At 33.7% G+C, this 23,604-nt stretch carries 17 protein-coding genes and 2 tRNA genes; 9 read left to right on the forward strand and 10 right to left on the reverse strand.

The genetic code is table 11. From position 1 onward, the window contains the following. Positions 1-205: 205 nt before the first annotated feature. The 6 genes from pruA to map form a co-directional block, all read right to left on the reverse strand. The gene (gene pruA, locus BLP44_RS20525; RefSeq protein ID WP_091135736.1) at positions 206-1,831 is read right to left on the reverse strand and encodes an L-glutamate gamma-semialdehyde dehydrogenase; all 1,626 of its coding nucleotides are present in this window, start codon (positions 1,829-1,831) and stop codon (positions 206-208) included. A gap of 152 nt (positions 1,832-1,983) precedes the next feature. Continuing rightward, a complete protein-coding gene (apaG, locus tag BLP44_RS20530) occupies positions 1,984-2,370 on the reverse strand; it encodes a Co2+/Mg2+ efflux protein ApaG (RefSeq protein ID WP_008467225.1) in 387 nt (128 codons plus the stop codon). Between the two features lie 79 nt (positions 2,371-2,449). Beyond that, a complete protein-coding gene (locus BLP44_RS20535) occupies positions 2,450-3,703 on the reverse strand; it encodes a type IX secretion system plug protein (RefSeq protein WP_008467224.1) in 1,254 nt (417 codons plus the stop codon). 74 nt (positions 3,704-3,777) lie between these two features. Next, positions 3,778-6,684, reverse strand: a complete 2,907-nt coding sequence (locus tag BLP44_RS20540; protein WP_091135741.1) for a DEAD/DEAH box helicase — start codon at positions 6,682-6,684, stop codon at positions 3,778-3,780. Positions 6,685-6,806: 122 nt separating this feature from the next. Further along, complete coding sequence (locus BLP44_RS20545; protein WP_008467221.1) at positions 6,807-7,580, reverse strand: class I SAM-dependent methyltransferase; 774 nt, start codon at positions 7,578-7,580, stop codon at positions 6,807-6,809. Between the two features lie 21 nt (positions 7,581-7,601). Then, positions 7,602-8,420, reverse strand: coding sequence for a type I methionyl aminopeptidase (gene map, locus BLP44_RS20550; protein ID WP_008467219.1), 819 nt, complete (start codon positions 8,418-8,420; stop codon positions 7,602-7,604). 245 nt (positions 8,421-8,665) lie between these two features. Here map and BLP44_RS20555 point away from each other — a divergent pair, with 245 nt between their 5' ends. Then, positions 8,666-9,919 (forward strand): DUF445 domain-containing protein, encoded by a 1,254-nt coding sequence (locus BLP44_RS20555; protein WP_008467217.1) that lies wholly within the window; start codon positions 8,666-8,668, stop codon positions 9,917-9,919. A 178-nt stretch (positions 9,920-10,097) separates the two neighbouring features. Here the strand turns inward: BLP44_RS20555 and gpmI are convergent, their stop codons facing one another. Together gpmI and BLP44_RS20565 are read right to left on the reverse strand one after the other, a co-directional pair. Further along, positions 10,098-11,615, reverse strand: coding sequence for a 2,3-bisphosphoglycerate-independent phosphoglycerate mutase (gpmI, locus tag BLP44_RS20560; RefSeq protein ID WP_066032719.1), 1,518 nt, complete (start codon positions 11,613-11,615; stop codon positions 10,098-10,100). Between the two features lie 141 nt (positions 11,616-11,756). Beyond that, positions 11,757-14,186 carry a DUF5916 domain-containing protein gene (locus tag BLP44_RS20565; RefSeq protein WP_091135744.1) on the reverse strand — a complete coding sequence of 810 codons (2,430 nt, stop codon included), beginning with the start codon at positions 14,184-14,186 and terminating at the stop codon, positions 11,757-11,759. A 303-nt stretch (positions 14,187-14,489) separates the two neighbouring features. On the opposite strand from BLP44_RS20565, the gene BLP44_RS20570 reads away from it, so the two are divergent. Next, positions 14,490-15,215 (forward strand): murein L,D-transpeptidase catalytic domain family protein, encoded by a 726-nt coding sequence (locus BLP44_RS20570; RefSeq protein WP_066032717.1) that lies wholly within the window; start codon positions 14,490-14,492, stop codon positions 15,213-15,215. Here the strand turns inward: BLP44_RS20570 and BLP44_RS20575 are convergent. After that, entirely contained in the window at positions 15,204-16,787 is a 1,584-nt protein-coding gene (locus tag BLP44_RS20575) for a L,D-transpeptidase family protein (RefSeq protein WP_008467208.1), read from the reverse strand. The genes BLP44_RS20570 and BLP44_RS20575 overlap by 12 nt on opposite strands. A gap of 460 nt (positions 16,788-17,247) precedes the next feature. Between BLP44_RS20575 and BLP44_RS20585 the strand changes: the two genes are divergently transcribed. Both BLP44_RS20585 and BLP44_RS20590 read left to right on the forward strand, forming a co-directional pair. Next, positions 17,248-17,320: transfer RNA gene (locus BLP44_RS20585), tRNA-Gly, on the forward strand. Positions 17,321-17,415: 95 nt separating this feature from the next. Then, positions 17,416-17,488, forward strand: a tRNA-Gly gene (locus tag BLP44_RS20590). 136 nt (positions 17,489-17,624) lie between these two features. On the opposite strand, the gene pepE is transcribed toward BLP44_RS20590, so the two are convergent. After that, positions 17,625-18,332 (reverse strand): dipeptidase PepE, encoded by a 708-nt coding sequence (gene pepE, locus BLP44_RS20595; protein ID WP_091135752.1) that lies wholly within the window; start codon positions 18,330-18,332, stop codon positions 17,625-17,627. Between the two features lie 163 nt (positions 18,333-18,495). Between pepE and BLP44_RS20600 the strand changes: the two genes are divergently transcribed. The 5 genes from BLP44_RS20600 to BLP44_RS20620 all read left to right on the forward strand — a co-directional run bounded on the left by BLP44_RS20600 (position 18,496) and on the right by BLP44_RS20620 (position 23,533). Further along, the gene (locus BLP44_RS20600) at positions 18,496-19,263 is read left to right on the forward strand and encodes a carboxypeptidase-like regulatory domain-containing protein (RefSeq protein WP_008467203.1); all 768 of its coding nucleotides are present in this window, start codon (positions 18,496-18,498) and stop codon (positions 19,261-19,263) included. Between the two features lie 70 nt (positions 19,264-19,333). After that, a complete protein-coding gene (locus BLP44_RS20605; protein ID WP_236940417.1) occupies positions 19,334-19,975 on the forward strand; it encodes a carboxypeptidase-like regulatory domain-containing protein in 642 nt (213 codons plus the stop codon). Continuing rightward, positions 19,965-20,720, forward strand: coding sequence for a BamP family beta-barrel-assembly machinery protein (locus BLP44_RS20610; protein ID WP_066032712.1), 756 nt, complete (start codon positions 19,965-19,967; stop codon positions 20,718-20,720). Before BLP44_RS20605 ends, BLP44_RS20610 begins: the two co-directional genes overlap by 11 nt. Further along, positions 20,717-21,223 (forward strand): DUF6702 family protein, encoded by a 507-nt coding sequence (locus tag BLP44_RS20615; RefSeq protein WP_091135755.1) that lies wholly within the window; start codon positions 20,717-20,719, stop codon positions 21,221-21,223. Before BLP44_RS20610 ends, BLP44_RS20615 begins: the two co-directional genes overlap by 4 nt. A gap of 66 nt (positions 21,224-21,289) precedes the next feature. Next, positions 21,290-23,533, forward strand: coding sequence for a M1 family metallopeptidase (locus tag BLP44_RS20620; protein WP_091135758.1), 2,244 nt, complete (start codon positions 21,290-21,292; stop codon positions 23,531-23,533). Positions 23,534-23,604: the final 71 nt, after the last annotated feature.

The raw sequence follows: 23,604 nt of genomic DNA on the forward strand, positions 1-23,604 counted from the left end.
TTTTTAAATAAATAAGAAAAGTATTACAAAAATATTTACAGAAGTCACGTGTAATAAAAATTTTAAGTCCTATTCTGAAAGAAATGACAGATAAAGGTGAAATCAAAATAATAGGAGAAGTAATTTTTCTATAAAAAGAAAACGCGTCTAATTTCTTTGAAAGTAGACGCGTTTTTATATTCTAAATCTGAACTCTAAAATCAGATTATCCCAAGAAAGGGTATCTGTAATCTTCTGGAGTTACAAAAGTTTCTTTAATAGTTCTTGGAGAAGCCCAACGCAATAAGTTTAATGCCGAACCTGCTTTATCATTAGTTCCAGAAGCTCTTGCTCCACCAAATGGCTGCATTCCTACAACAGCTCCAGTTGGTTTGTCATTGATATAGAAGTTACCAGCAGAGTTTTGTAATTTTGTTGTAGCTACTTCAATAGCGTAGCGATCTTGGCTAAATACAGCTCCTGTTAAAGCATACTCAGAAGTAGTATCAACTAATTCAAGAGTTTCTTCCCATTTAGCATCTTCATAAACATAAATTGTGATAACTGGCCCAAACAACTCAGTTTCCATTGTAGTGTATTTTGGGTTTGTTGTTACAATAACCGTAGGCTCAATAAAATATCCAACAGATTTATCATAATTTCCTCCAACGATGATTTCTGCTTCAGCATCTTTTTTAGCTTGATCGATATAACTTGCTAATTTGTCAAAAGAACCTTCGTGGATAACCGCTGTAATGAAGTTTCCAAAATCTTCTGGAGAACCCATTTTCATAGATTTTACATCAGCAATCAATTGTTCTTTTACAGCTGGCCATAAACTTTGTGGAATATAAGCTCTAGAAGCAGCAGAACATTTTTGTCCTTGGAATTCGAAAGCTCCACGAGTAATTCCCGTTACCACTTGTTTTACGTTTGCGCTTGGGTGAGCAATGATAAAATCTTTACCTCCAGTTTCACCAACGATTCTTGGGTACGTTTTGTAATTGTGGATGTTTGCACCAATTTTAGCCCAAATATCTTTAAATACGTGAGTTGATCCTGTAAAGTGAACACCAGCAAAATCGCGGCTAGCCAAAACAGTATCAGTAATCATTAAAGCGTCTCCGAAAACTACGTTGATAACTCCATCAGGAACTCCAGCTTCTTTGAAAACGTCGATAATGACTTTTGCAGAGAATACTTGGCTATCACTTGGTTTCCAAACCACAACGTTACCCATCATTGCAGCACTTGCAGGAAGGTTAGCAGCGATAGCAGTAAAGTTGAATGGAGTAATAGCGTAAACAAACCCTTCTAATGGTCTGTATTCTACACGGTTCCAAACAGAAGAATCTGATTTTGGCTGATCGTTGTAGATTTGAGTCATGAACTCAACATTATAACGTAAGAAGTCAATTAATTCACAAGAAGAATCAATTTCTGCTTGATGGATATTTTTAGACTGCCCAATCATTGTAGCAGCGTTGATACGAGCTCTGTATGGTCCAGCGATAAGTTCAGCAGCTTTTAAGAAAATAGCAGCACGCTGTTCCCATGCCATGTTTGCCCATTTTTTTCTTGCTTCAAGAGCATTGGCAATGGCTTTTTCGATATGTTGTTTTTCAGCTAAATGGTATTTTCCAACAACGTGTTTGTGGTCGTGTGGAGCTGTAATGTTTCTTGTATTTCCAGTTCTAATTTCTTCGTTTCCAATATATAAAGGAACGTCAATTTGAGAATTCCACATTGTGGTATAAGCAGCTTGAACAGCAGCTTTTTCTGGTGAGTTTGGTGCGTAGCTCTTTACAGGCTCGTTTACCGCTTTTGGTACATGAAAAAATCCTTTAAGCATGTTATTTAAATTTGTGAATTAGACAATTTAAAGTTAGACGATTTGTTTTGTTACGAATAATCTAACGCTGCACAAAAGTACAAAGGATAAATTAATAAATTGACAATTTTATGATTAAGATAACGATAAAAGCTATAGATGTAAACTATATCTTAATTTAGTGCAAAAGGAGCACACATTCTAAAAGTAGGAACAATAACTTTGAATGTCTTTGTTGTAGTAAAATTGATCATATTGAAATGACCTTTCATTGCGCCATAAGGAGACGATAATAAACAGCCAGAACTGTAAGTGTGGTTTTCGCCAGGTTTTAGAACTGGTTTTTTGCCTATTACACCTTCACCATCTACAACTTCTAAATCATTTAGAGAATCAAAAATTTCCCAATGGCGAGAAGTTAACTGTACAGAATCTTTACTATGATTTTCTATGGTAACTACGTAGCTAAAAGCAAAATGAATCTTGTAGTTTTTGAAGTATGTGCCTTCAAAACTAGTCAAAACAGATATTTTTATGCCTCGTGTAATTTGAGAAACCATACTAACGCCGTATATATGTGAGTGTTATAGAGGCAAAGCTACAAAAAAAAATCGTTTAATCTAAAACCTTAACATTGTTTTAATTGACTATATTGATAGAGTTTGCATTTCCTTTTCCGATTACACGCTGATAACGGTCAGTAGCTTCTTTGTAATAAACCAAGATGGTGTACTCGTTTTCAGTCTGATAAAAGTTTCCGTCAATGGCATTTTCAAAATCAACAACGCCTTTTTTATCGGCAACGGTATACTGAAAATTAGTAAAACCTTGCTTAATCATAATGGCTTTTTCAAAAACTCCTTTGTCGTTATTATAGTCCATTTTATATTCTGGCGAAAGACTGTAGTTATTAAACATTCCAGAAATATAAATGTCTTTGTTCATTCTAAAAGCAGGAGCAGAGAGGCTGAAATAAACCCAAGCATAATCGGCTTCAATATCGTTGTTAGAACCGTTGATGTTCTTTACAACAAAGTTTCCGTTTACATCTTCATAATTGGTATAAATCTGATTTCCTCTTGCGGCGTTAGTATACAGAAACGAATTGTAAATATCATTGTTAGAGCCTACTTTGGCTACATTATTACTAGCCGCCCTAATGTCTTTATTTTCAAAATATAAAAACTCATTTCCGCCCCAAAATTGGGTTTCTTTGTCGTATTTGTAAACTAGCTGATTGCCAATTGTATACTGAGGAGCAATATTTTTTATCTCAGTATGGAAATTTCCGTTTTGCAATAAAAGCACTTTCACATTTTGCAACGGGGTTTGAAATACAATATCATTAGATAAAATAGCAAAATCCAAATTCTGTTTGTAGTCAATATTGCTGAGGTTACGGCTTCTTTTTACTTGAACTCCAACTGTACAATGGTTTTCATATAAAATAAATTTTCTCGAAAAAACAACTTCTCGATCTTCATTCAGAATTCGCAACATATAATTTCCCGAAAGCTTCAATAATTGTGTAAACTGATTAGGGAAAGAAAGCCTATAATGTGTATAAACCTGCAGCGTATTGAATGAATTGGAAAAATCGGTAATTCTCTGATTATCCATTCCAAGAATATAGTCCGTTTTTGGAATTTGCGTTGGAATCCAATTATAATCGCAATGAAGAACTTCAAAATAATAATTGGCTTCATTGCCAAACAAATCATCAAATTGAAAGGTAAATGCAGAGCCTAATTCAAAAATTGGCGGGACATTACTGCCATTTTGAATGAAAGAAGCAGTTTTAATATTATATGGAGGGTCGATTTCTTTTTCCTGAGCTTTCGCTAAAGTGAAAATAAAAAGAAAAATAAAGCTTGTATATAAAAATTTCGGCATCTTTAAACGTTGTAAGATTGTAAATATAACAATTTTATATAACGAAAAAGATGCCGTTCTATTGGATTTAACGATTAATTTCCTAAAATATACTCTAAGTTGCCTTCAATTTCATCATTGATATAACTTTCTTCTAAAAGCGAGTCAGACAATAATTTTTTGTTTTCCTGCAGTTTGATGATTTTTTCTTCAACTGTATTTTTAGAAATAAAACGAATCACATTTACTTTATTCAATTGCCCAATTCTGTGTGCACGTGCTACACCTTGTTTTTCTGCAAAAGGATTCCACCAAGGGTCCAAGAATAAAACATAAGAAGCCTTTGTAATATTCAAACCAACTCCACCCGCTTTAAGCGAAATAAAGAATAATAGCGGATTTTCTTTTTCCTGAAACATTTTAACCTGCTGTTCTCTCTTATCTGCAGGAGTTTCGCCTGTAATTTCACAGAAATCTATTTTGTTTTTCTTACACCAATCGGTATAAAAATTTAAATTGGTAACAAACGAACTGAAAATGATGACTTTCTGTTTTGCTTTTACTAAGTTTTCAAGATAATTGGTAACCGCAATATATTTCCCAGAATCAACTTCAGATTCCTGATCGACCATTTTTGGATGGTTACTCAATTGTCTCAGCTTCATCAAAGTGTTAATGATGTTGATTTTGTCTGGACCAGAACCGTCAGTTTTAAGCAAGAAATTACGAGCTTTAGATTTTTCTTTCTCATATAATTTCTCCTGTTCAGGATCCATGTCGCAGTAATAAATCTGTTCTGTCAATTCTGGCAAATCTTTTAAAACCTGTTCTTTAGTTCTTCTTAAAATATAAGGAGCGATTAGATTTTTTAATTCAGCCAAAACTTCTTCATTTTGCTTTTTCTCAATCGGATTTTTGAAATTTTCCATAAAGAAAGCATAACTTCCTAAAATATCGGGATTGATAAACTGCATTTGCGACCATAAATCGTCAAGCGAATTTTCAATCGGCGTACCACTCAAAGCAATTTTATGACCTGTGCTGATTTTATTTATGGCTTTAAAAATCTTAGAGTTTTTGTTTTTGATGTATTGACTTTCGTCCAAAATCAGATAGCGGAAATCGTATTTTTCTAAAATAGAAATATCTCGATGAATGATGCTGTAGCTTGTAAAAATCAAATCGGTCGAATTGATTCTGCTCGCTAGCATTTTTCTGTCATTACCCACATATTGCATTTTCGAAAAGTGCGGCGTGAATTTGCCAGCTTCATTAAACCAGTTAAAAACCAATGAAGACGGAAGAACAATTAAAGCCTTAAGCGGTTCTCTTTCGACAATAGTTTCATTGGCAAACAAATCAAAATTGGTGGTTTTGGTTGTGAAGCCTAATTGTTCTTGTACAGAAACCAAAACAGATAAGGTTTGCAACGTTTTTCCAAGTCCCATATCATCAGCCAAACAAGCACCCATATTGGAATTGAAATGTCCTAAAAGCCATTTTACACCCTCAATTTGATAAGGTCTCAAAGTTGCTTTTATTAAGTCAGAACCAGTAAATTCGGCTTGATGGATTTGATCTAAATCACTGTCAATTTCAGAAATTCCGTCTAAAGTTGTAAAATTGCTTTTACGCAACAAAAGGACGCCATTTTCTGTTTTTGCTAATTTTGCGAGCGAACCGTATTTGCTGAACCATTCTAGCGGAATCAAAAAGTAGTTTCCGTCTGGCAATGCAAAAAGTCTTTCTTTGCTTTTTATGTTGGGAATAATTTCGCTGAAATTGATTTTATAATTTCCAACGGTAATTATTATTCTAATGTCGAACCAATCACCAGCTGTTTCTTTTGAAGCAGAAATGGTATAGTTTTCCGTGACAATTTCTTTGCTTTCCAGTTTTAGGTTGTCAATAGTAAAACCTAAATTTTTCAGTTCTTCTTTATGGTCAATAATCAGCTGAATGTTGATAAAAGGATCTGTGTTTTCTGCCTCTGAATTTAATCCAAACAACTCGTTTTTGATTTTGGTTAAACCAATTTCATTCAATTTTTCGATATATAAACTTTCTTCAGAACTTCTTTTAAACTGAATGATTTTGGGTTCATTGGCAACACTAAAATCTACAAAAGAATGTGTTTTTTTAGTTTTGCTCGCATCAAATGAATATCCGTTATAATCAAAATAAAGATTAAGATAATAACAGTTTTTAAAGAAATCATGAATAGGCTGAATTGTGCAGGAAATGATTTTGTCACGAAGTTCAATCTCAAAACCTGTCGCTTCAATATCAATTTTCTTTGCGATTTGCGGAATAAAGCTTTTAAAGTAATCATCAACTAATTTTGATGGTATTTCAATAGATTTTTTCTTTAAAAAAGGCATCAGTTTTTTGGAGTTTAACTCTTTTAGCTGTCCCAGTTTTTTATTGATAATAAGCCATCCTGGTTCGTCTAAAAGGATGTCAACTTTGCTGTCCATTGGAGAGAAAATTGTTTCATTTTCCTTTAAAGATAAAGTATAGGTAATGCCCTCGGAATGTTTGTCAAACTGAATCTGAGGCTCAAAATCAAGCGGGTCGATGCTGACTCTTGAACGGTAAAAATCTTTTTCAGGTCCAAGATTCAAAGACAGAGGAAATTGTTCTTTTACAATTAAATCGTAAAATGAACTTAAATTGAATTTAAGATGTTGACGAATGGCAAATTCAATTTTTGAATCTTTCTGTAAGTCAGCAATTGTTTTAGCGGACTTAATTTTAGCGCCAAATTTTTTAAAAATAAATTCAGGTTTAAGAGAATCGCAAGCTGTTAATATTCTTTTTGAATTGGAATCTAAATTATCAAAAGTGATTCCGAAACTTTCAAGTACATCAGGACTTGCTTTTTTGTCTAAATATTTGATTTCACTAGTATTCTCAACGATGTAGGCGGTTGGAATATAGACATTCAGATTTTTTTCCAAACTGATGTCAAAACAGAACTGAAATGATTTTGTAGGTTCCAAGATTTAGGGATTTGGTTAGGCTTGTAATTTAGATTTGGGCAAAAAAATAAAAGGAGTTTTCAAATTATTACTATTTTGAAAACTCCTTTTAAATGAACTTATAACTTATATGGTGAAAAAAATTAGTTTTCCTGTTTAAAGCAAAGCGGAATAATCTCGCCTTTTGCTAAACAGTATTTTTCAACCAATTCTGGTGCAATTTTGTTAGTGTAATCTTCTTCAATCACAATAAAACCAATACTCCTTAATTTATCGAAATAATCGCGTCCGTAAACACGAACGTGATCGTATTGTCCGAAGATTTTAGCGCGTTCTTTCTGATCTGTAATCGAATCATCTGCAAAAGTAACTTCGCGAGATAAATCTTGAGGAATTTGAAGAATCGCCATTCCGCCTGGTTTTAAAACTCTGTATAATTCCTGCATTGCTTTTGTGTCGTCTGGAATGTGTTCTAAAACGTGATTGCACAAAATAACGTCATATTCGTTGTCTTTGAAAGGCAAATTACAAATGTCTGCTTTTACATCGGCCAATGGCGAAAGTAAATCAGTTGTGGTGTAATCTAAGTTTTTCTGTTTGCGGAATCTTTTATAAAAAGCTTGTTCGGGAGCAAAATGCAATACTTTTTTAGGCGCTGTAAAAAAATCAGTTTGATCGTTTAAATATAGCCAAAGTAAACGATGTCTCTCTAAAGAAAGGGTGCTTGGCGAAAGCACATTATTACGTTGTTTTCCGTATCCATAAGGCAGGAACGATTTAAAGCTTTTTCCATCAATTGGATCTGTAAATTTATCTCCTTTTAAGGAGAAAGCTAAAATTGGTCGCGCCACGTAACTCAAACGAATTAATAATGGACGCGGGATGGTGTTAAGGACTAATTTAAAAAGTTTTTTCACAGGTTTGATTCGGGGTTGTATTTATACGATTAACGGAATTTGTCTGAATTCGTCTTCTTCATTGCTCTCAATTCCAAGAGCTTTATAGATGTATTTAAAAGTCGATAATAACTCAGGTTTTCCATCAACTAAGGCAACGTCATGCTCAAAATGCGCACTTGGTTTTCCGTCAGCAGTCAGGATTGTCCAGCCGTCTTTTAGTTGTTTGATATTTCTAGTTCCCATGTTGATCATAGGTTCAATTGCTACAACCATTCCTTCAACAAAAAGCTTTCCGCGTCCGCGTTTTCCGTAATTTGGCATTTCTGGCTCTTCGTGCATTTTTTGCCCAACACCATGTCCAACCAATTCACGAACTACTCCGTAACCGTGAGCTTCAGTATATTTTTGAATCGCATTTCCAACATCTTCTACGCGATTTCCTGCTTTAAATTCTCTAATTCCAACGTAAAGAGATTCTTTAGTTACCTGCAAAAGTTTTTTTACTTCAGGAGCAACTTCTCCAATTTCGAAACTGTAAGCATGGTCTCCATGGAAACCATTTTTAAAAGCGCCACAGTCAACCGAAATAACATCACCGTTTTTAAGAGGAATATTATTAGGAATACCGTGAACAACCTGAGCGTTTGGACTCATACAAAGCGAATTCGGGAAATCATACAATCCAAGGAAACTTGGAACTGCACCGTGATCACGAATAAATTCTTCGGCTAATTTGTCAAGATATAATGTTGTAACTCCTTCTTTAATTTCAGAAGCAATCATTCCTAATGTTTTTGATACGATTAAAGCACTTTCGCGCATTAATTCGATTTCCTCTCTAGTTTTCTGGATAATCATATTTTTCCCATTTTCAGTTGGCAAAAGTACAATTTTTAATTAAAATTTTTCGCCACGAATTCACGAATTATCTCAAAACAAAATTTTTAAAAAAGATATTTCACAAATCAATTAATTAATTTTTGAAGAAAATTCGTGAATTGCTTCGGCAGTCACTTCTTTCGAGTCGTGGCTATCAAAACAATCAATAGAGTTAACGTGTTTCAGAAAAAAGCCATAAATTAGTAATACAAACGCTTATAATTATGGAAACTATTATAAATCGAGATATTGCCAAAGTAAAAGCGCTGAAGAAAATGAAGCGAAATGCTTTGGGGCTTTTGGGCGTCGCAGTGTTGTTATTTATAATTGCTATTTACTTTAAAATTCCGATGCTTCAGGCTTTTAGTGAAGCCGCGATGGTGGGCGGAATCGCCGATTGGTTTGCTGTCGTGGCATTATTTCGCCATCCAATGGGAATACCGATTTGGCATACGGCAATTATTCCGACTAAGAAAAATGAAATTGGAGAGAACTTAGGAAATTTTGTATCTGAAGAGTTTTTAGATAGAGAAAAATTAGAAATAAAATTAGACGAATTCAATTTTGCAACTAAAGCTTCAGATTGGCTTTCGAAAGAAGAAAATGCAAATAAAATTGCCAATGCAGTTGCTGTAAATGTAATTCCGGGAATTTTACGAACGATAAAGGATGAAGATGTCAGAAGGTTTATTCAGGTTCAGTTTGCGGCAAAAATTGAAGGAATAAATTTTGGAGATTGGGTGGCGCTGGCATTAGAACCTTTGCAAAAAGGTAATTTGAAAAATCAGATGCTAACGAATCTTTTGGAAGTTATGAGCACCGAATTGACTAATAATAAAGATTTAATTAGACAAAAAGTTAAAGCTTCGACTCCGCTTCTAAGCTTTGGATTGGCTGATAAAAGTATTACAGAAGGGGTTTTTAATGGTTTGCAGGACTTTCTAAATGAAGCTAAAAAGCCAGAAAGTGCGGTGCGCTTAAAAATTGACGAGTACATTTTTAATTTCTTGGAAAAAGTAAAAAACTCAGAAGAAATGAGGGTTAAAATTAACGATGTGATTTTGGGTTTTGTGGGAAAAAAAGAAGTGCAGGATTATATCAATAGCATTTGGGATGAAATTAAATCGTCGATTACCAATGATTTAAATAAAGGTGATGATTCTTCAATTAAAAATAATATTGCAGGATTGATTCAGACTTTTGGAAATGGAATTAAAGAAGACCCTATTATGATTGACAAAATAAATGGTTTTATTAAAAACGATTTACTTTCGATGCTTTTAAACAACAAAAAAGTAATTGGAGATTTGATTTCGTCAACCGTAAAAAGCTGGGATGGAAAAGAAGTTTCTGAAAAGCTGGAATTAGAAATAGGAAAGGATCTTCAATATATCAGAATCAACGGAACTTTGGTTGGAGGAGTGATTGGACTTGTGATTTATGGCGTTGAGCAGATTTATCATTATTTTATTATTTGAGAAGCGCAATCTTGTCATTTCGACGAAGGAGAAATCTCCACAAGTAGCTCCACAACGAGAAGTCAATCTTTGTAGAGTTTCTCGCGGAGATTTCTCCTTCGTCGAAATGACAAAAACAGGCGTAAAAAAAGAGGCAAATTTTTAAAATTTGCCTCTTTTTTATGAAGAAAAATATTTTCTATAATAATGAATGACAAGTCATTGCATTTGGCTGCTGAATTCCCATCAATTCTAAAATAGTTGGAGCAATGTCGCCTAAAACACCATCTTGAATGCTTTTCAGCTGTTTGTCAACTAAAATAATCGGCACTGGGTTTGTCGTGTGCGCTGTATTTGGAGAACCATCAGGATTGATCATCGTTTCACAGTTTCCGTGGTCAGCAATTACGATTGTAGTGTAATCGTTAGCAAGCGCAGCGTCGATTACTTTTTTTGCGCAAGCGTCAACCGCTTCACAAGCTTTAATTGCCGCTTCCATAATTCCTGTGTGACCAACCATATCTCCGTTTGCGAAGTTTAAGCAAACGAAATCAACTTCACCTTTATTCAATTCAGGAACAAGAGCGTCAGCCAATTCGTAAGCGCTCATTTCTGGTTTCAAATCATAAGTTGCCACTTTTGGAGAGTTTCTTAAGATTCTTTCTTCACCTTCAAAAGGAGTTTCTCTACCTCCAGAGAAGAAGAAAGTTACGTGAGGATATTTCTCAGTTTCAGCGATTCTGATTTGTTTTTTGCCTGCTTTTTCTAAAACCTCACCAAGAGTTTCGGTGATATTATCTTTATTGTAAACTACTTTTACGTTTTGGTACGTTTCGTCGTAGTTTGTCAATGTTACATAATATAGGTTTAGTTTGTGCATGTTCTGCTCATGGAAATCTTGCTGAGAAAGGGCTTCAGTAAGTTCACGCCCTCTGTCAGTTCTAAAGTTAAAGAAGATTACAACATCGCCTTCAACAATAGTGGCAAGAGGTTTTGCATTTTCGTCCACGATAACTACAGGTTCGATAAATTCGTCAGTGACATCTTTTTCGTAGCTAGACAAAACACTTGCAACAGCATTTGTTGATGGAGTTCCAACACCGTTTACAACTAAGTCGTAAGCTAATTTTACTCGTTCCCAACGTTTGTCGCGATCCATTGCGTAGTAACGTCCAACGATAGAAGCGATTTTTACAGGAGTATTTTTAATATATTCTTCTAAATCGTGGATATATTTTGCTCCGGATTTCGGATCAACGTCACGTCCGTCTGTAAAAGCGTGAACATAAACCTGATCTAAACCGTATTCTTGTGAAGCATCAATTAATCCGCGAAGGTGAGAAGTATGTGAGTGAACACCACCATCTGAAACTAATCCTAAAAAGTGTACTTTTTTATTGTTGTCTTTAGCATATGTAAAAGCGTCAATTAAAACTTGCTCTTTTGCTAAAGTTTTGTGTTCTACAGCTAAATTTATTTTGGCTAAATCTTGGTATACAATTCTTCCTGCGCCTAGATTCATGTGTCCAACCTCGCTATTTCCCATTTGCCCTTCCGGAAGACCAACATTTAATCCGTCAGTTCTAAGCTGTGCGCTTGGGTAATTTTTATAAAGACTGTTTATAAAAGGAACATTTGCATTGTCTATTGCAGATACTTTAGGGTCAGGAGATTTTCCCCAACCATCCAAAATCATAAGGATAACTTTTTTGTTCATTGCATTTTTGTTTTCTACAAATATAAGGCATTTCTAAAGTTTGAAACCTGAGGAATGTTACATTTATATTTAATAAAATGAACTATAAAAAAAAATATTGATTTAATTGAAGAAGCCTTTATTTTTTAAAATTAATTCACGCTAAGCTCTTTTTCTGATCTTATTTTTGACAGCATTGTAGTCAATAAAGTATTTTACGCTAACAGAAAAGATATGTTTTAAGGCATCATTGTTTAATAGTCCTGCTACATTGTGTCTGAAATCTTTATCAATAACTCGTTCAAAATTAGAGGCATTGTTTCTGTATAAAGCAGAAATCTGGCTTCCTGGCGCGAACCACCAAGAATAAGACAAATCGGCGTTCCAAGAATAAAAGCTTGAATTTTTATTGGTAGTATATTGTGGATACGGACTAAGGTCTCCATTCGAATTTAAAGCCAGAATGTCTTTATTATCAGCATAAGACCAATATTGGCGGACAGCGAGATTTATAGTCATGGCGCTATTTATAGCATATTTGCCTCCTAAAGTGTTGGAATAGGTAATTACATTTCTATTAGCAAAAACAATATCATTTGGAGTGGCTTTATTGTCATCGCCATCAACCTGATCGATATAGCCTTTGTTATTGTTTTTTCTAATATAACTAAAGAAATAAGTCAGCAATAATTTATCGCTGAAACGATATCTTGGACCAATATCAAATCCGTATGTAATACGATCAGATTCATCAAACACATTAAAAGTTCCATTGAGATCAATTGCAAATTTGTGGTTGTAATTGGTTGAAATACTACCCCAAGTTTCTATTTTTCTCGGAATTGTTACATATCTGTTTTCTGCGCGCGGTTCATAATAATCATTAATTTCTAATGGGTAAAAAGTAATGCCAGTTCCGTAATAATTATTTTTTACTGTTGTTAAATTTAAATTCGCATTAATATTATTGTCTTGTAATTTTCCAGATTCTTTATTGAATTCGGTATACATATTATAGTTAATTCTAAACGTATTGAATTTTTTCGTCGGATTTAGAATTCTGTAATTTGCATTTCCATAAAAGTTGTAATAATTCGTATAGAAATTAATGCCCAGATCATTAGGGTCGTAATCTTTAGTTACAAAATCAGAACCTACGCTATATCTATAATTTCCGCTCGTTTCGGCCAAAGTTATTGTCGAAAAAACACCGCTTTTATCTTTGATGTCATTTATTAAACTGTATTTTACATTTCCGAATAGACTATAAGTATTGGCTTTTGTGTTTAAATCCCAAGCCAGACCTGTTACGTTGGCGTCTCTAGAATGTCCGTTGCGGCTAACATTTGTATTAATAAAAGTAACCGACGAATTTTTCCTGAAACGCTGGTCTAAAACCAAAACATTATAATTGGTGAGCGGTTCTACAATTACACGTCTTGTTTCTCCGCTTTCAGTATTTTTTATGGTAGCAAAAGTTTTTTCTGTAACGGCATTTAAAACACCAATTCCAAGTCCGTTTTTTGTTCTCCCTGATAATTTTAAGGCATTAACCAAATTTACAGCTGCGGGTAATTCTGTAATTTCTTCGTTTTCATTTAATGAAGGATCTATGGATGGTGCGCCTCCAATTCTTCGGGAATAAAATATATTTCCTTTGCTGAACAAATCTGTTCCTTCCGTAAAAAAGGCTCTATTTTCATTAAATTGCTGTTCAAAAGGCCCGAGGTTTAAAATCTGATCGTCATATTTTGTCTGTCCAAAATCTGGAATTAAAATGGCATCAATTGTAAAAGCATCAGTTATACCATATTTAATATCCATTCCTCCTTTAATTGTTCCATATGTTTTTTGTCCGTCGGCGGCATTTAGATAATACGATGCATAAGGCATAAAAAACAGTCGAGTAGGAGGTTTAATGTTTTGAATTCCTTCCAGAGTTCCGGCCTGTTGTGTAAAGGTTCCAATCTTTCTGTCAACAAAATTCCAAGTATATTTATAACGGTCACGTTTAATTTCCCTGAAAAAGTTGATTCCCCAGATTTGTTTATTTTCTCCAGAAAAACGCAGTGCCGAGTACGGAATTTTCATCTCAACAATCCATCCGTTATCTGCTATAGCTGCTTTACTGATCCAGACGGCATCCCAAGAATAATCTTCGCCATTTGCATCGGTCATAATGCAATCGCCTTGAACATCGGCTGCAGATACATAAAACATAAAATCTTGCTGGCCGTCATTAAAACCATTTATAAAAACACCAAATAGATCTGCGGTTCCAAAATTATCTCGCTGAGAGATTTCCTTTAAAATTTTTGAAGGTTCGTCATCATACATCATCGCGCCAATATAAACCGCATCATTATTATATATGACTTTAACTTCAGTTCGTTTTTCATATGGAATAGCTTTTCCGTTGTCTGGTTCGAGCATGATAAAGTCAGTAGCAACTGGTACACTTTCCCATGCAGATTCATCTAGTTTTCCGTCAATAGATATGGTATGTGAAGTTACTTGCGCCTGAATTGACTTTTTTTGGGCATAACTCCACATAGAGAATAGTAGAAAACAGAAGAATGTGATTTTTTTCATTGGTTTTTTGATGCGGAATAAAGTGCAAATATATTTTTTTATAGTAGCAATAGACTCAATTTTGTTCTACTTGTTACAGTTTAGGTTTCTAGATTGTTCATTTTTGTTTTACTTTTTTTAAGAAATGGCTTAAAATCTTGTGATTTTTAACAGAAGATAAAATCTTACAGAAAAAGCAAATTTGTGTTAATAATGTTAAAATTTCAGTAAAAAAGCCTTGAAAATCAGGCTTATATTTTGCGAGGCGTGATTTTTTTATATTTTTGCGATACCCAAATTTTTTGTTTAACCTAAAGAAATTCAATGATTTACAAAATTTATCCGTTATTTGTGTTTTTGCTATTGTCTTTTGGAAAAGATTCAAAAAACACAGCCGATCTTAAAAAAAATGCCATTGTAAAGTCGATTGCTAAAGTCGAAAAAGTTACAGTAGATTCTAAAATCGAAAGCGTTTATAACTCATTAAATTCAAACAACTTTAAAATGCCTGAGCTTAAAACTTTCTCAGAAGCTTTAAAAGGATTTTATTTGTTGAAAGAAAGAGGAGTGATCAAGAAAAATATCTTAACCTTAATTGATTTCAGTTTGTCATCAAACACTAAACGTTTGTGGGTGATTGATCTAACTAGCAATACCATTTTGTTTAATTCGCTTGTAGCTCACGGTAGAAATACTGGTGAAGAATTTGCTTCAGCATTTTCAAATCTCAATTCATCATTTAAAAGCAGTTTAGGTTTTTATGCAACTGGTGAAATTTATCAAGGAAAACATGGTGCTTCATTGCGTTTAGATGGTTTAGAGAATGGCGTAAATGACAATGCTCGTGAAAGAGGCGTTGTAATGCATGGTGCAGATTATGTGTCTGAATCTTTTATAAGAAATCATAAAAGATTAGGCAGAAGCCAAGGCTGTCCAGCAGTTCCAGTTGAATTGACAAACGAAATTATTCAATTAATAAAAGATAAATCGTGTTTGTATATCTACCATCCTTCAAGGAATTTTGCGATGGAAGAAAGGCTAATTTCTTAATTGCTTATATAAATCCGAATCTAAATCATAAATATCAGCTCTAAAAATGAGCTGATTTTTTTTGCTCCATGCTGTCCAATACCACTGATACAAAGCATATTTTTTGGTAATCTTGAAACTCATTGTGGTTTTACTCGCAATAATAGTGTCAATTCTATCTTGTGGCCAGTTTCCGTCAACATCTAATATATGTTGGGCAAGTTCAAGTGGGTTTTCGACACGAACACATCCAGAACTCATAGAACGGTTGTTGCGTCCAAAAATATTGCGGTGATTGGTATCGTGTAAATAAACACTATGGTGATTTGGAAATAAAATTTTCATTAGTCCTAACGAATTATCATAACCAGGACTTTGTACATAACGATAATTGTTTGGTTTGTTTTCATTCCAAGCCATTGGAGAGACTACCTTTCCAGCAGTATCATAAATAGTAATGTTTTTATTGGCTAGATAATTTCGATTTCTTTTCATAGCCGGAACCACATCTTCTTTTAAAATTGTCGGAGGAACGGTCCAAGTCGGATTAAAAACAACCGTTTTTAAAAAAGAAGTAATAATAGGTGTTCTTCTTTTGCTTGTTCCAACCACAATATTTCTAACTAAAGTTGTGTCCTTATTTTCAACAACATTTAAGCTGTAATCTGGAATATTTATAATGAAATAATTTTCAGCCAATTCTGACGGATACCATCTCCAACGCTCTAAATTGGCAATAATCTGTTTTTTTCTATCTTCTTTAGAATAGTTTAAAGCCCGAATAGTTCCAGCTCCGATAATTCCGTCAGAAGCTAAACCGTGCCTTTCTTGGAATCTTTTAACTGCTTCAAAAGTTTTGTGGTTGTAAATATTGTTAAGGCTGTCTTTTCCTGACATATCATTCCAATACAAGAGCCTTTTTTTAATGTTTGTTAAAGCGGGATTGGTATCGTTTAAAACAATTTTATCAGTTGCTTCAATGGTGTTTATATTGTCCTCTGGAAAAGTATTGATGATTTCCAGTGCTTTTAGTAACTCTTTATAAGTTTGTGTTTTAGGCTGAATATTTTCGACAATACTGTCTAATTTATTTTTGTTGAATCCTTTAATTAAAACAGAATTCACATCAAATTCTTTTTCGTCCAAATCCCAATTGGTATACAATTTCTTAGGATCTAGCTTTCCTTTATAGATATGGTTTAGAAATTTTTCAAAATTAAAAGTCAGCAAAATATCATACTTAGCTAAATCTTTATCGTTTAACGAAGCGACTTTACTTTCGAATTTTTTTAGTTGAGATATTTTATAATCTTCTGGTTCTAAGCCAAGTTCTTCAGATTTTTCTAATTGCGATAAAACAAAAGTCCTCTTTTTAAGATTTCCCCATACGGTTTGATTCTCAGATGCGGCGTAAAACTGTTTTAAGGTTTCATTTTTATAAGTTCCTATTAATGCTGTGTCTATTTCAACTGTTCTCTCGTCAGTAAGTATAATTGCTGGCACCTTTTTTTTGACAATAGGTGCGGGTTTCGGGTCTTCTTTTTTACAGCCCAGAAAAAGGCATATTACTACTAATGAGTAAAGTTTTTTCATTTTATAATTTTTTAAACATCAAATATGTTCTTCAACATCTTTAATCTCAAATGTTTCACCAAGTATTTGGTATTCATCTTTTGATGGGTTCCAAAACAGCCATCCCTCGAATCTGAGCTTGATTTTGAGCGGCAAATATAGGGTTGATTTTTTCAAATAACGAAATAATTCCTGTTAAATTTTTTATCCTCAAATAAACCAAAATGACGGGTAGATTCTAGATCGTCTCCTTTAAAGACGCAACTTTCTATAGGTTTTCCTTTTCTTGAAATAGTTTGACAAACGGCATAAGTTTCTTTTGATTGAATTTCTCTGGTTGTATCATGATTTTTTGAAAAAATATTGCTTTTATAACTTTTTAATTTTAAATAAGTTATAAAAAAATGTCGATTTTTATTGATTTTTTTTGTCCAAAAGCTTGTTTTGAACTGAACTTTCTTTTTATATTTGCACAACCAATGCGAAAGTAGCTCAGTTGGTAGAGCTCCAGCCTTCCAAGCTGGTTGTCGCGAGTTCGAGCCTCGTCTTTCGCTCTAAAAAGTAAACACGTTTTACTTATGTGAAAATAAATTTTTTGATTTTTATTTTGTTTTAAAAATTAAATTTTTTAGTTTTGCACCCGGTTAATGCGAAAGTAGCTCAGTTGGTAGAGCTCCAGCCTTCCAAGCTGGTTGTCGCGAGTTCGAGCCTCGTCTTTCGCTCTTCAAAAGCCTCAAACATTGTTTGAGGCTTTTTTTTTGAACAAAATGTAAATTCTAATATTTTTAAATTCCAAATCCCAATTTTCACATTTAGTTACTTTTTTATTTTGGAATTTGGAATTTAAAAATTGGGATTTTATTTCAAATCGCTCAAATCGCTTTCCGGTTCTAGTTCGATTGGGGCTTGGTTTTGTCTGAACAAACGAGCTTTTAGATCTCCTTTCAAAGTAATTTTTTCTCCTTTAACTTCTAGCCAGCTTCCTTCTCTTAAGCCTAAAACTGGAATTGAATTGAAAGCATGAAATTCTTTGATTCTTGTTTCGCGAGTTTCTCCCATGTGCTTAGATTGTAAGTCAGCATCTAGGTAATGCGGATTTAAGTTAAAAGGGATTAATCCTAAAGTTTGAAAACTCGGTGGATAAATAATAGGCATGTCGTTAGTAGTCTGCATTGACAAACCGCAAATATTGCTTCCTGCACTTGAGCCTAGATAAGGAGTGCCGTTTTTTACAGTTTCAGAAAGCAGTTGCATAATATTGTTTTTATAAAGCTGAGTAACCAGTAAAAAAGTATTGCCTCCTCCCGTAAAAATTCCCTCAGCATTTTTTATTGCATCTTGTGGATTCTCAAATTCATGAATTCCTTTAACATTGATATTGATTGTGCTAAAAGCCTCCGAAGCTTTTTGAGTATATTCATCGTGTGAAATACCGCTTGGGCGTGCATAAGGAATGAATAAAATTGTTTTGCAATTTTTAAAATGTGTTTTTAAAGTAGGTAAAAGATATTCTAAGTAGTTGCCTCCGTGCAAAGTAGAAGTGCTTGCAATGATAATGCTTTTCATGATTTTTAAACTCAAATTTTGTTTGTTAAAGGTATTAAAAACTCTGTTTTTGTTTGAATTTTTAATATTTTAATTAACATATTTTTACCATGTCGTTAATATTAAATTTGGAGTGACTTAAGATATTTTTACCGTTTTAAGAATATTTTTAAATTATTTTATTTTGTTTCAGAAAATTACTTGTTTTTTAATTGTTGTGGCAGGTCAGGTTTGCTGGTCGCAAAATCAGGATCGTTCTGTTTTTAATGGTAAAGTGGTTTCGAATACCTCTGATTTGGAAGGTATTTATGTAATCAATGCGCAAACAGAAGAAACTGTGACAACAGATGCTTCTGGATCTTTTTCGATCTTGGCAAAAGCAGATGATGTTTTGGTTTTCTCTTCAATAAGTTTTAAAGAAAAAAGAGTTTTGCTGAAACAAGAAGATTTTTCAAATCTTAATTTTTCTGTCAATCTTACTATGGTTATGTATCAGCTGCAAGAGGTTGTTGTAAAGCGATACGATAATATTAATGCTGAAAGTTTAGGGATAGTGCCTTTGGGGCAAAAGAAATACACTGCAGCGGAGCGTAAGTTGCAGACAGCGACTGCGCTAAATGCTACAGCAGATGCTGGTATGATGGCTGGAGGTTCTATTTCTGCAGATCCGCTGCTGAATTTTTTCTCGGGAAGAACTGCGATGCTTAAGAAAGAGGTTGCTGTTGAGAAGAAAGAATTTTTTATGAAACTTCTTGAAAACATGTTTAGTCTGGAGCATTTTATCGATCGATTAAAAATTCCGGCAGATTATGTAAAAGGCTTTGAATATTATGCTGTGGAAAATGACAAATTTACTGCCATTTTGAATTCAAAAAATAAAACTTCTACAGAATTTCTTTTAGGAGAATTGGCTGTAAAATATAAAGAAATGATTGCTGGTGAGAATAAGTAGTATTATATCGATTATTGTTCTTCTTTTTGTTCAGATAAGTTTTGGGCAAAAAAATGATGTTAAACTTTTAGTGGGAAAAGTGCAAGAGCAATCTAGTCCTGTTGAAGGAGTAAATATTATAAATAATGCTACTCAAGCAACTGCTGTTTCTGATTCTGATGGTAATTTTTCTATTGCCGTACGGGAAGGAGATGTTTTGGTTTTTTCTGCTGTAAACTTAGATCCTGTAAGGATTAGAATTGCTCAAGAACATTTGGCTAATACTTCTTTAGTTGTAAAAATGACTGCAAAAGAAGTGGAGCTGAAAGAGGTGGTTGTTAATGAAAATGCTAATATAACAGCCGAAAATCTTGGGATTATTCCGTACGGACAAAAAAAATACACGCCAGCAGAACGAAAAGTTTATACTGCGACTTCAACATCTATTGATAAACTATTAAATAAGATTTCGGGACGGACTGCAATGTTGAAAAAAGAAGTTAATGTAGAGAAAAAAGAAGCTCTTTTTAGAAAACTAGAATATCTTTTTGAGGAGAATTATTATACCGATAGATTGAAAATTCCTGTCGATGATATTAAAGGATTTCAATTATTTTGTGTGGATGATGCTGATTTTGCTGTATCTTTGAATAGTAAAAACAAAACAATGAGTATGTTTTTAATCACAGATCTAGCAAGAAAATATCTAACAATTCTCGAAAATGAAAAATAAATTAGGAGTACTCGTTGTCTGCTTATTTTGTCAATTTGTATTAGGACAAAACGGTTTCAGGAAACCATTACACGGTCAGGTTGTAAACGATTTTTTAGCCATTGAAAGTGGTTATGTAATGAATATTAATGCGAATGTTAGAACATTTATTGGTTCTGGCGGTTTGTTTGATATCATGGCACAACCTAAAGATACTTTGTTATTTTCTGGCTTGACATTTCAATCAAAAAAAGTGGTTTTGACTGAGAAAGATTGTGCTGAGGTTCTTTTGAAAATAAAGCTTGATTTGGTTAACAATCAGCTTAAAGAAGTTGTGGTTCATAAAGAATTAAAAGTAAAAGCATTGCAAGGCGGTTCTCAGAAATACGTCGATATGCAGTTTGAAGACGATAAACAGTCTACCGCAAAAAATAATGCTATGCTTTCTGATCAAACTATAAAATACGGAACTGATTTTGTTCGCATCTTTAAAGATGTCAAAAAACTTTTGAGCAAAAAAGAAGAAGTAAAAGAGGAGGAAATCACGGATATTGCTTTTGTAGAATATGCTAAAGATAACTTTACAAAAGATTTTTATTCTAAAACACTCAATCTTAAAGATGATGAAGTAGAATTGTTTTTGATGTATTGCTCAAATGATCCGCATTCGAAAGAATTAGTAGATCCAGATCAGAAATTCCAGTTGATGGATTTCATGATTAATAAGAATAAAGAATTTAAGAAAGCTGAGGCTGCCCAAAAATGAAAAAAAGAATAATTTATCCTTTGCTAGGAGTTTTGTTTGTATTGACTTCGGCATTTGCTTTTCATAAATTTTATGTAGGGGTTTTTCAAGTAAATTATGCTGCTGAAAAAAAGATGCTGCAGATTACTTCCCGAATTTTTATTGATGATTTAAATAATGCAATGGAGAAGAAGTATCACAAAAAGACATTTGTGGGTACGAGCAAAGAAACTCCGGCAGATGTTGAATTATTAAAAAAATATCTATCTGAACATTTTACAATTAAAGTAAATGGACAGCAAAAAGACATAACTTTTTTATCTAAAGAAGTCGAAACTGATGATGTTTTGGTTTGTTATTCAAGAATTAAGGATATAGATAAATTTAAAACCCTTGAAATTTCAAATACTATTTTAGTTGATTGGAACTCAGAACAGCAAAACATTACACATATTTCAGCATTTGATACCAAAAGAAGTGTTCTTTTTACAGAATCTTCAAGGAAAGAATTGTTAAAATATTAAAGTATTGATAAAATTAATGTTTTAATTACTATTTTCACAGCCTAAAGAAATTACCATTAAATTTTTATGAAAAAACTTTCATTATTATTGCTTTTTCCTGCAATGTTAGTGGCGCAGGATAAACCAGTAACAGCCCCTGCCAAACAACAAGGAAAGTACGACACAAACAAGTTTAGCCAAATGTATGATTTACTGGCGACACCAAATATGTTTCGTACAGCTTCTGGAGCTCCAGGACCTGCTTATTACCAACAACAAGCAGATTACAAAATCGATGTTGAATTGGACGATAAAAATTCAAAATTAAGCGGTTCCGAAACCATTACCTATACTAATAATTCACCAGATAGTCTGGAATATTTATGGGTGCAATTAGATCAAAATCAAGCGAAAGCAAATACGCAGACTTCATTAGCAGAAAGTGATAAAATTAGTCAAGTTTTACCGCTTGATGGTTTTTCTTCTAAATATTTGAAAAAAGATTTAGAGCGCGGTTTTAATATTGAGCAAGTTAAAGACGCTAAAGGAAGTCCAATGTCTTATACGATCAATGAAACCATGATGCGTATTAATTTGACTTCGCCTTTAAAACCAGGAGAAAAAATTTCATTCTCTATCAAATGGTGGTACAATATCAATAACTACAGAAAAGAGGGCGGTCGTTCTGGATATGAATTATTCGAGAAAGACGGCAATAAATTATACGTGATTGCTCAATTCTACCCAAGAATGGCGGTTTACAATGATGTTGAAGGATGGCAGAACATGCAGTTCTGGGGAAGCGGAGAGTTTGCTCTTCCTTTCGGAAACTTTGATGTAAACATTACAGTTCCTGCAGATCACGTAATCGACGCAACTGGAGAATTGATGAACAGAAGCGAAGTATTTACAGCTGAACAGGTAAAAAGATACGAACAAGCACAAAAGTCATTTGATAAACCTGTAGTTATTGTAACGCAGGCAGAAGCGGAAGCAGCTGAAAAAGGTTTCTCTGAAAAGAAGAAAACTTGGAAATTCAGCGCTAAAAATGTTCGTGATTTTGGAATTGCCTCTTCAAGAAAATTCATTTACGATGCAATGGCTGTGAAAATTGGAAACAGAACTGTTATGGCAGAGTCTGTTTATCCAAAAGAAGCAAACCCGCTTTGGGGAGAAACTTCTACAATGGTTGTGGCTCATACTTTAAAAAGCTATTCTTCTCATACTTTTGATTATCCTTATCCAAAAGCAGTTTCAGTTTCTGCAGAAGATCAAGGTATGGAATATCCAATGATTTGTTGGAATTATGGACGTCCTGACGAAAATGGAGTAACTAGCAAAGAAGTTAAAAACGGAATGATTGGTGTTATTATCCACGAAGTTGGACACACTTTCTTCCCAATGATTGTAAACTCTGACGAGCGCCAATGGACTTGGATGGATGAAGGTTTGAATTCATTTTTAGAATATTTGGCTGAACAGGAATTAGATTCAAATTTCCCTTCAAGAAGAGGACCTGCAAAAAATATTGTTCCTTACATGAGCGGTGATCAAAAGTTCTTGGAGCCAATTATGTCAAACTCTGAAACGATTCACCAATTCGGGAATAATGCGTACGGAAAACCAGCTACAGGTCTTAATATTTTAAGAGAAGTAGTTATGGGAAGAGAATTGTTTGATCATGCATTCAGAACGTATGCAAACAGATGGAAGTTTAAGCATCCAACTCCAGAAGATTTCTTTAGAACAATGGAAGATGCTTCTGCAGTAGATTTAGATTGGTTCTGGAGAGGTTGGTTCTACTCAACAGATTTCGTAGATATCGGAATTAAAGACGTAAAACAATATTACGTTTCAGATACTCCAACTACAGATATCAAAGACGTAAAGGTTAGAAAAGGACGTTTTGGATTCGAAAAAGGACCTTTTGTTTACTTAGTCGCTGGAGATAATGCAGAAGTGAGCGATTCTAAGAAAAAAGCTCTAAAAGTGCAAGATTTCAAACCTTTAGCAGATTATGTAGATCAGACTTTTACAGCTGAAGAAAAAGCAAGTATCAAATCTCCTAAGTATTTCTACGAAGTAGAATTTAACAAACCAGGCGGAATGATTATGCCGATTTTAGTTGAGATTACTTACGAAGATGGTTCTAAAGATAATTACAAATATCCAGCGCAAATCTGGAGAAAAAGTAATGATACGGCTAGAAAAGTATATGCTACAACAAAAGCAATTAAGAGTATTCAAATTGACCCGCAATTGCTAACGGCTGATATTGATGTAACCAATAACTCTTGGCCAAAAGCAGAAACAAAGTCAAAATTTGACTAAATAAATTAAAAACTTATAAAAAGCTCATCAGGTTTATAAATGCTTGATGAGCTTTTTTATTTTAATTAAAT

The organism is Flavobacterium anhuiense, from assembly GCF_900101855.1.
Lineage (GTDB): Bacteria > Bacteroidota > Bacteroidia > Flavobacteriales > Flavobacteriaceae > Flavobacterium > Flavobacterium anhuiense.

What these genes read in the sequence shown, in the direction of transcription:
- map (WP_008467219.1), bottom strand. Translation starts at nt 8,420, where the DNA reads ATGATTATCCAGAAAACTAGAGAGGAAATCGAATTAATGCGCGAAAGT.
- BLP44_RS20615 (WP_091135755.1), top strand. Translation starts at nt 20,717, where the DNA reads ATGAAAAAAAGAATAATTTATCCTTTGCTAGGAGTTTTGTTTGTATTG.
- BLP44_RS20570 (WP_066032717.1), top strand. Translation starts at nt 14,490, where the DNA reads ATGATTTACAAAATTTATCCGTTATTTGTGTTTTTGCTATTGTCTTTT.
- BLP44_RS20610 (WP_066032712.1), top strand. Translation starts at nt 19,965, where the DNA reads ATGAAAAATAAATTAGGAGTACTCGTTGTCTGCTTATTTTGTCAATTT.
- BLP44_RS20620 (WP_091135758.1), top strand. Translation starts at nt 21,290, where the DNA reads ATGAAAAAACTTTCATTATTATTGCTTTTTCCTGCAATGTTAGTGGCG.
- BLP44_RS20575 (WP_008467208.1), bottom strand. Translation starts at nt 16,787, where the DNA reads ATGAAAAAACTTTACTCATTAGTAGTAATATGCCTTTTTCTGGGCTGT.
- pepE (WP_091135752.1), bottom strand. Translation starts at nt 18,332, where the DNA reads ATGAAAAGCATTATCATTGCAAGCACTTCTACTTTGCACGGAGGCAAC.
- BLP44_RS20555 (WP_008467217.1), top strand. Translation starts at nt 8,666, where the DNA reads ATGGAAACTATTATAAATCGAGATATTGCCAAAGTAAAAGCGCTGAAG.
- gpmI (WP_066032719.1), bottom strand. Translation starts at nt 11,615, where the DNA reads ATGAACAAAAAAGTTATCCTTATGATTTTGGATGGTTGGGGAAAATCT.
- pruA (WP_091135736.1), bottom strand. Translation starts at nt 1,831, where the DNA reads ATGCTTAAAGGATTTTTTCATGTACCAAAAGCGGTAAACGAGCCTGTA.
- BLP44_RS20535 (WP_008467224.1), bottom strand. Translation starts at nt 3,703, where the DNA reads ATGCCGAAATTTTTATATACAAGCTTTATTTTTCTTTTTATTTTCACT.
- BLP44_RS20565 (WP_091135744.1), bottom strand. Translation starts at nt 14,186, where the DNA reads ATGAAAAAAATCACATTCTTCTGTTTTCTACTATTCTCTATGTGGAGT.
- apaG (WP_008467225.1), bottom strand. Translation starts at nt 2,370, where the DNA reads ATGGTTTCTCAAATTACACGAGGCATAAAAATATCTGTTTTGACTAGT.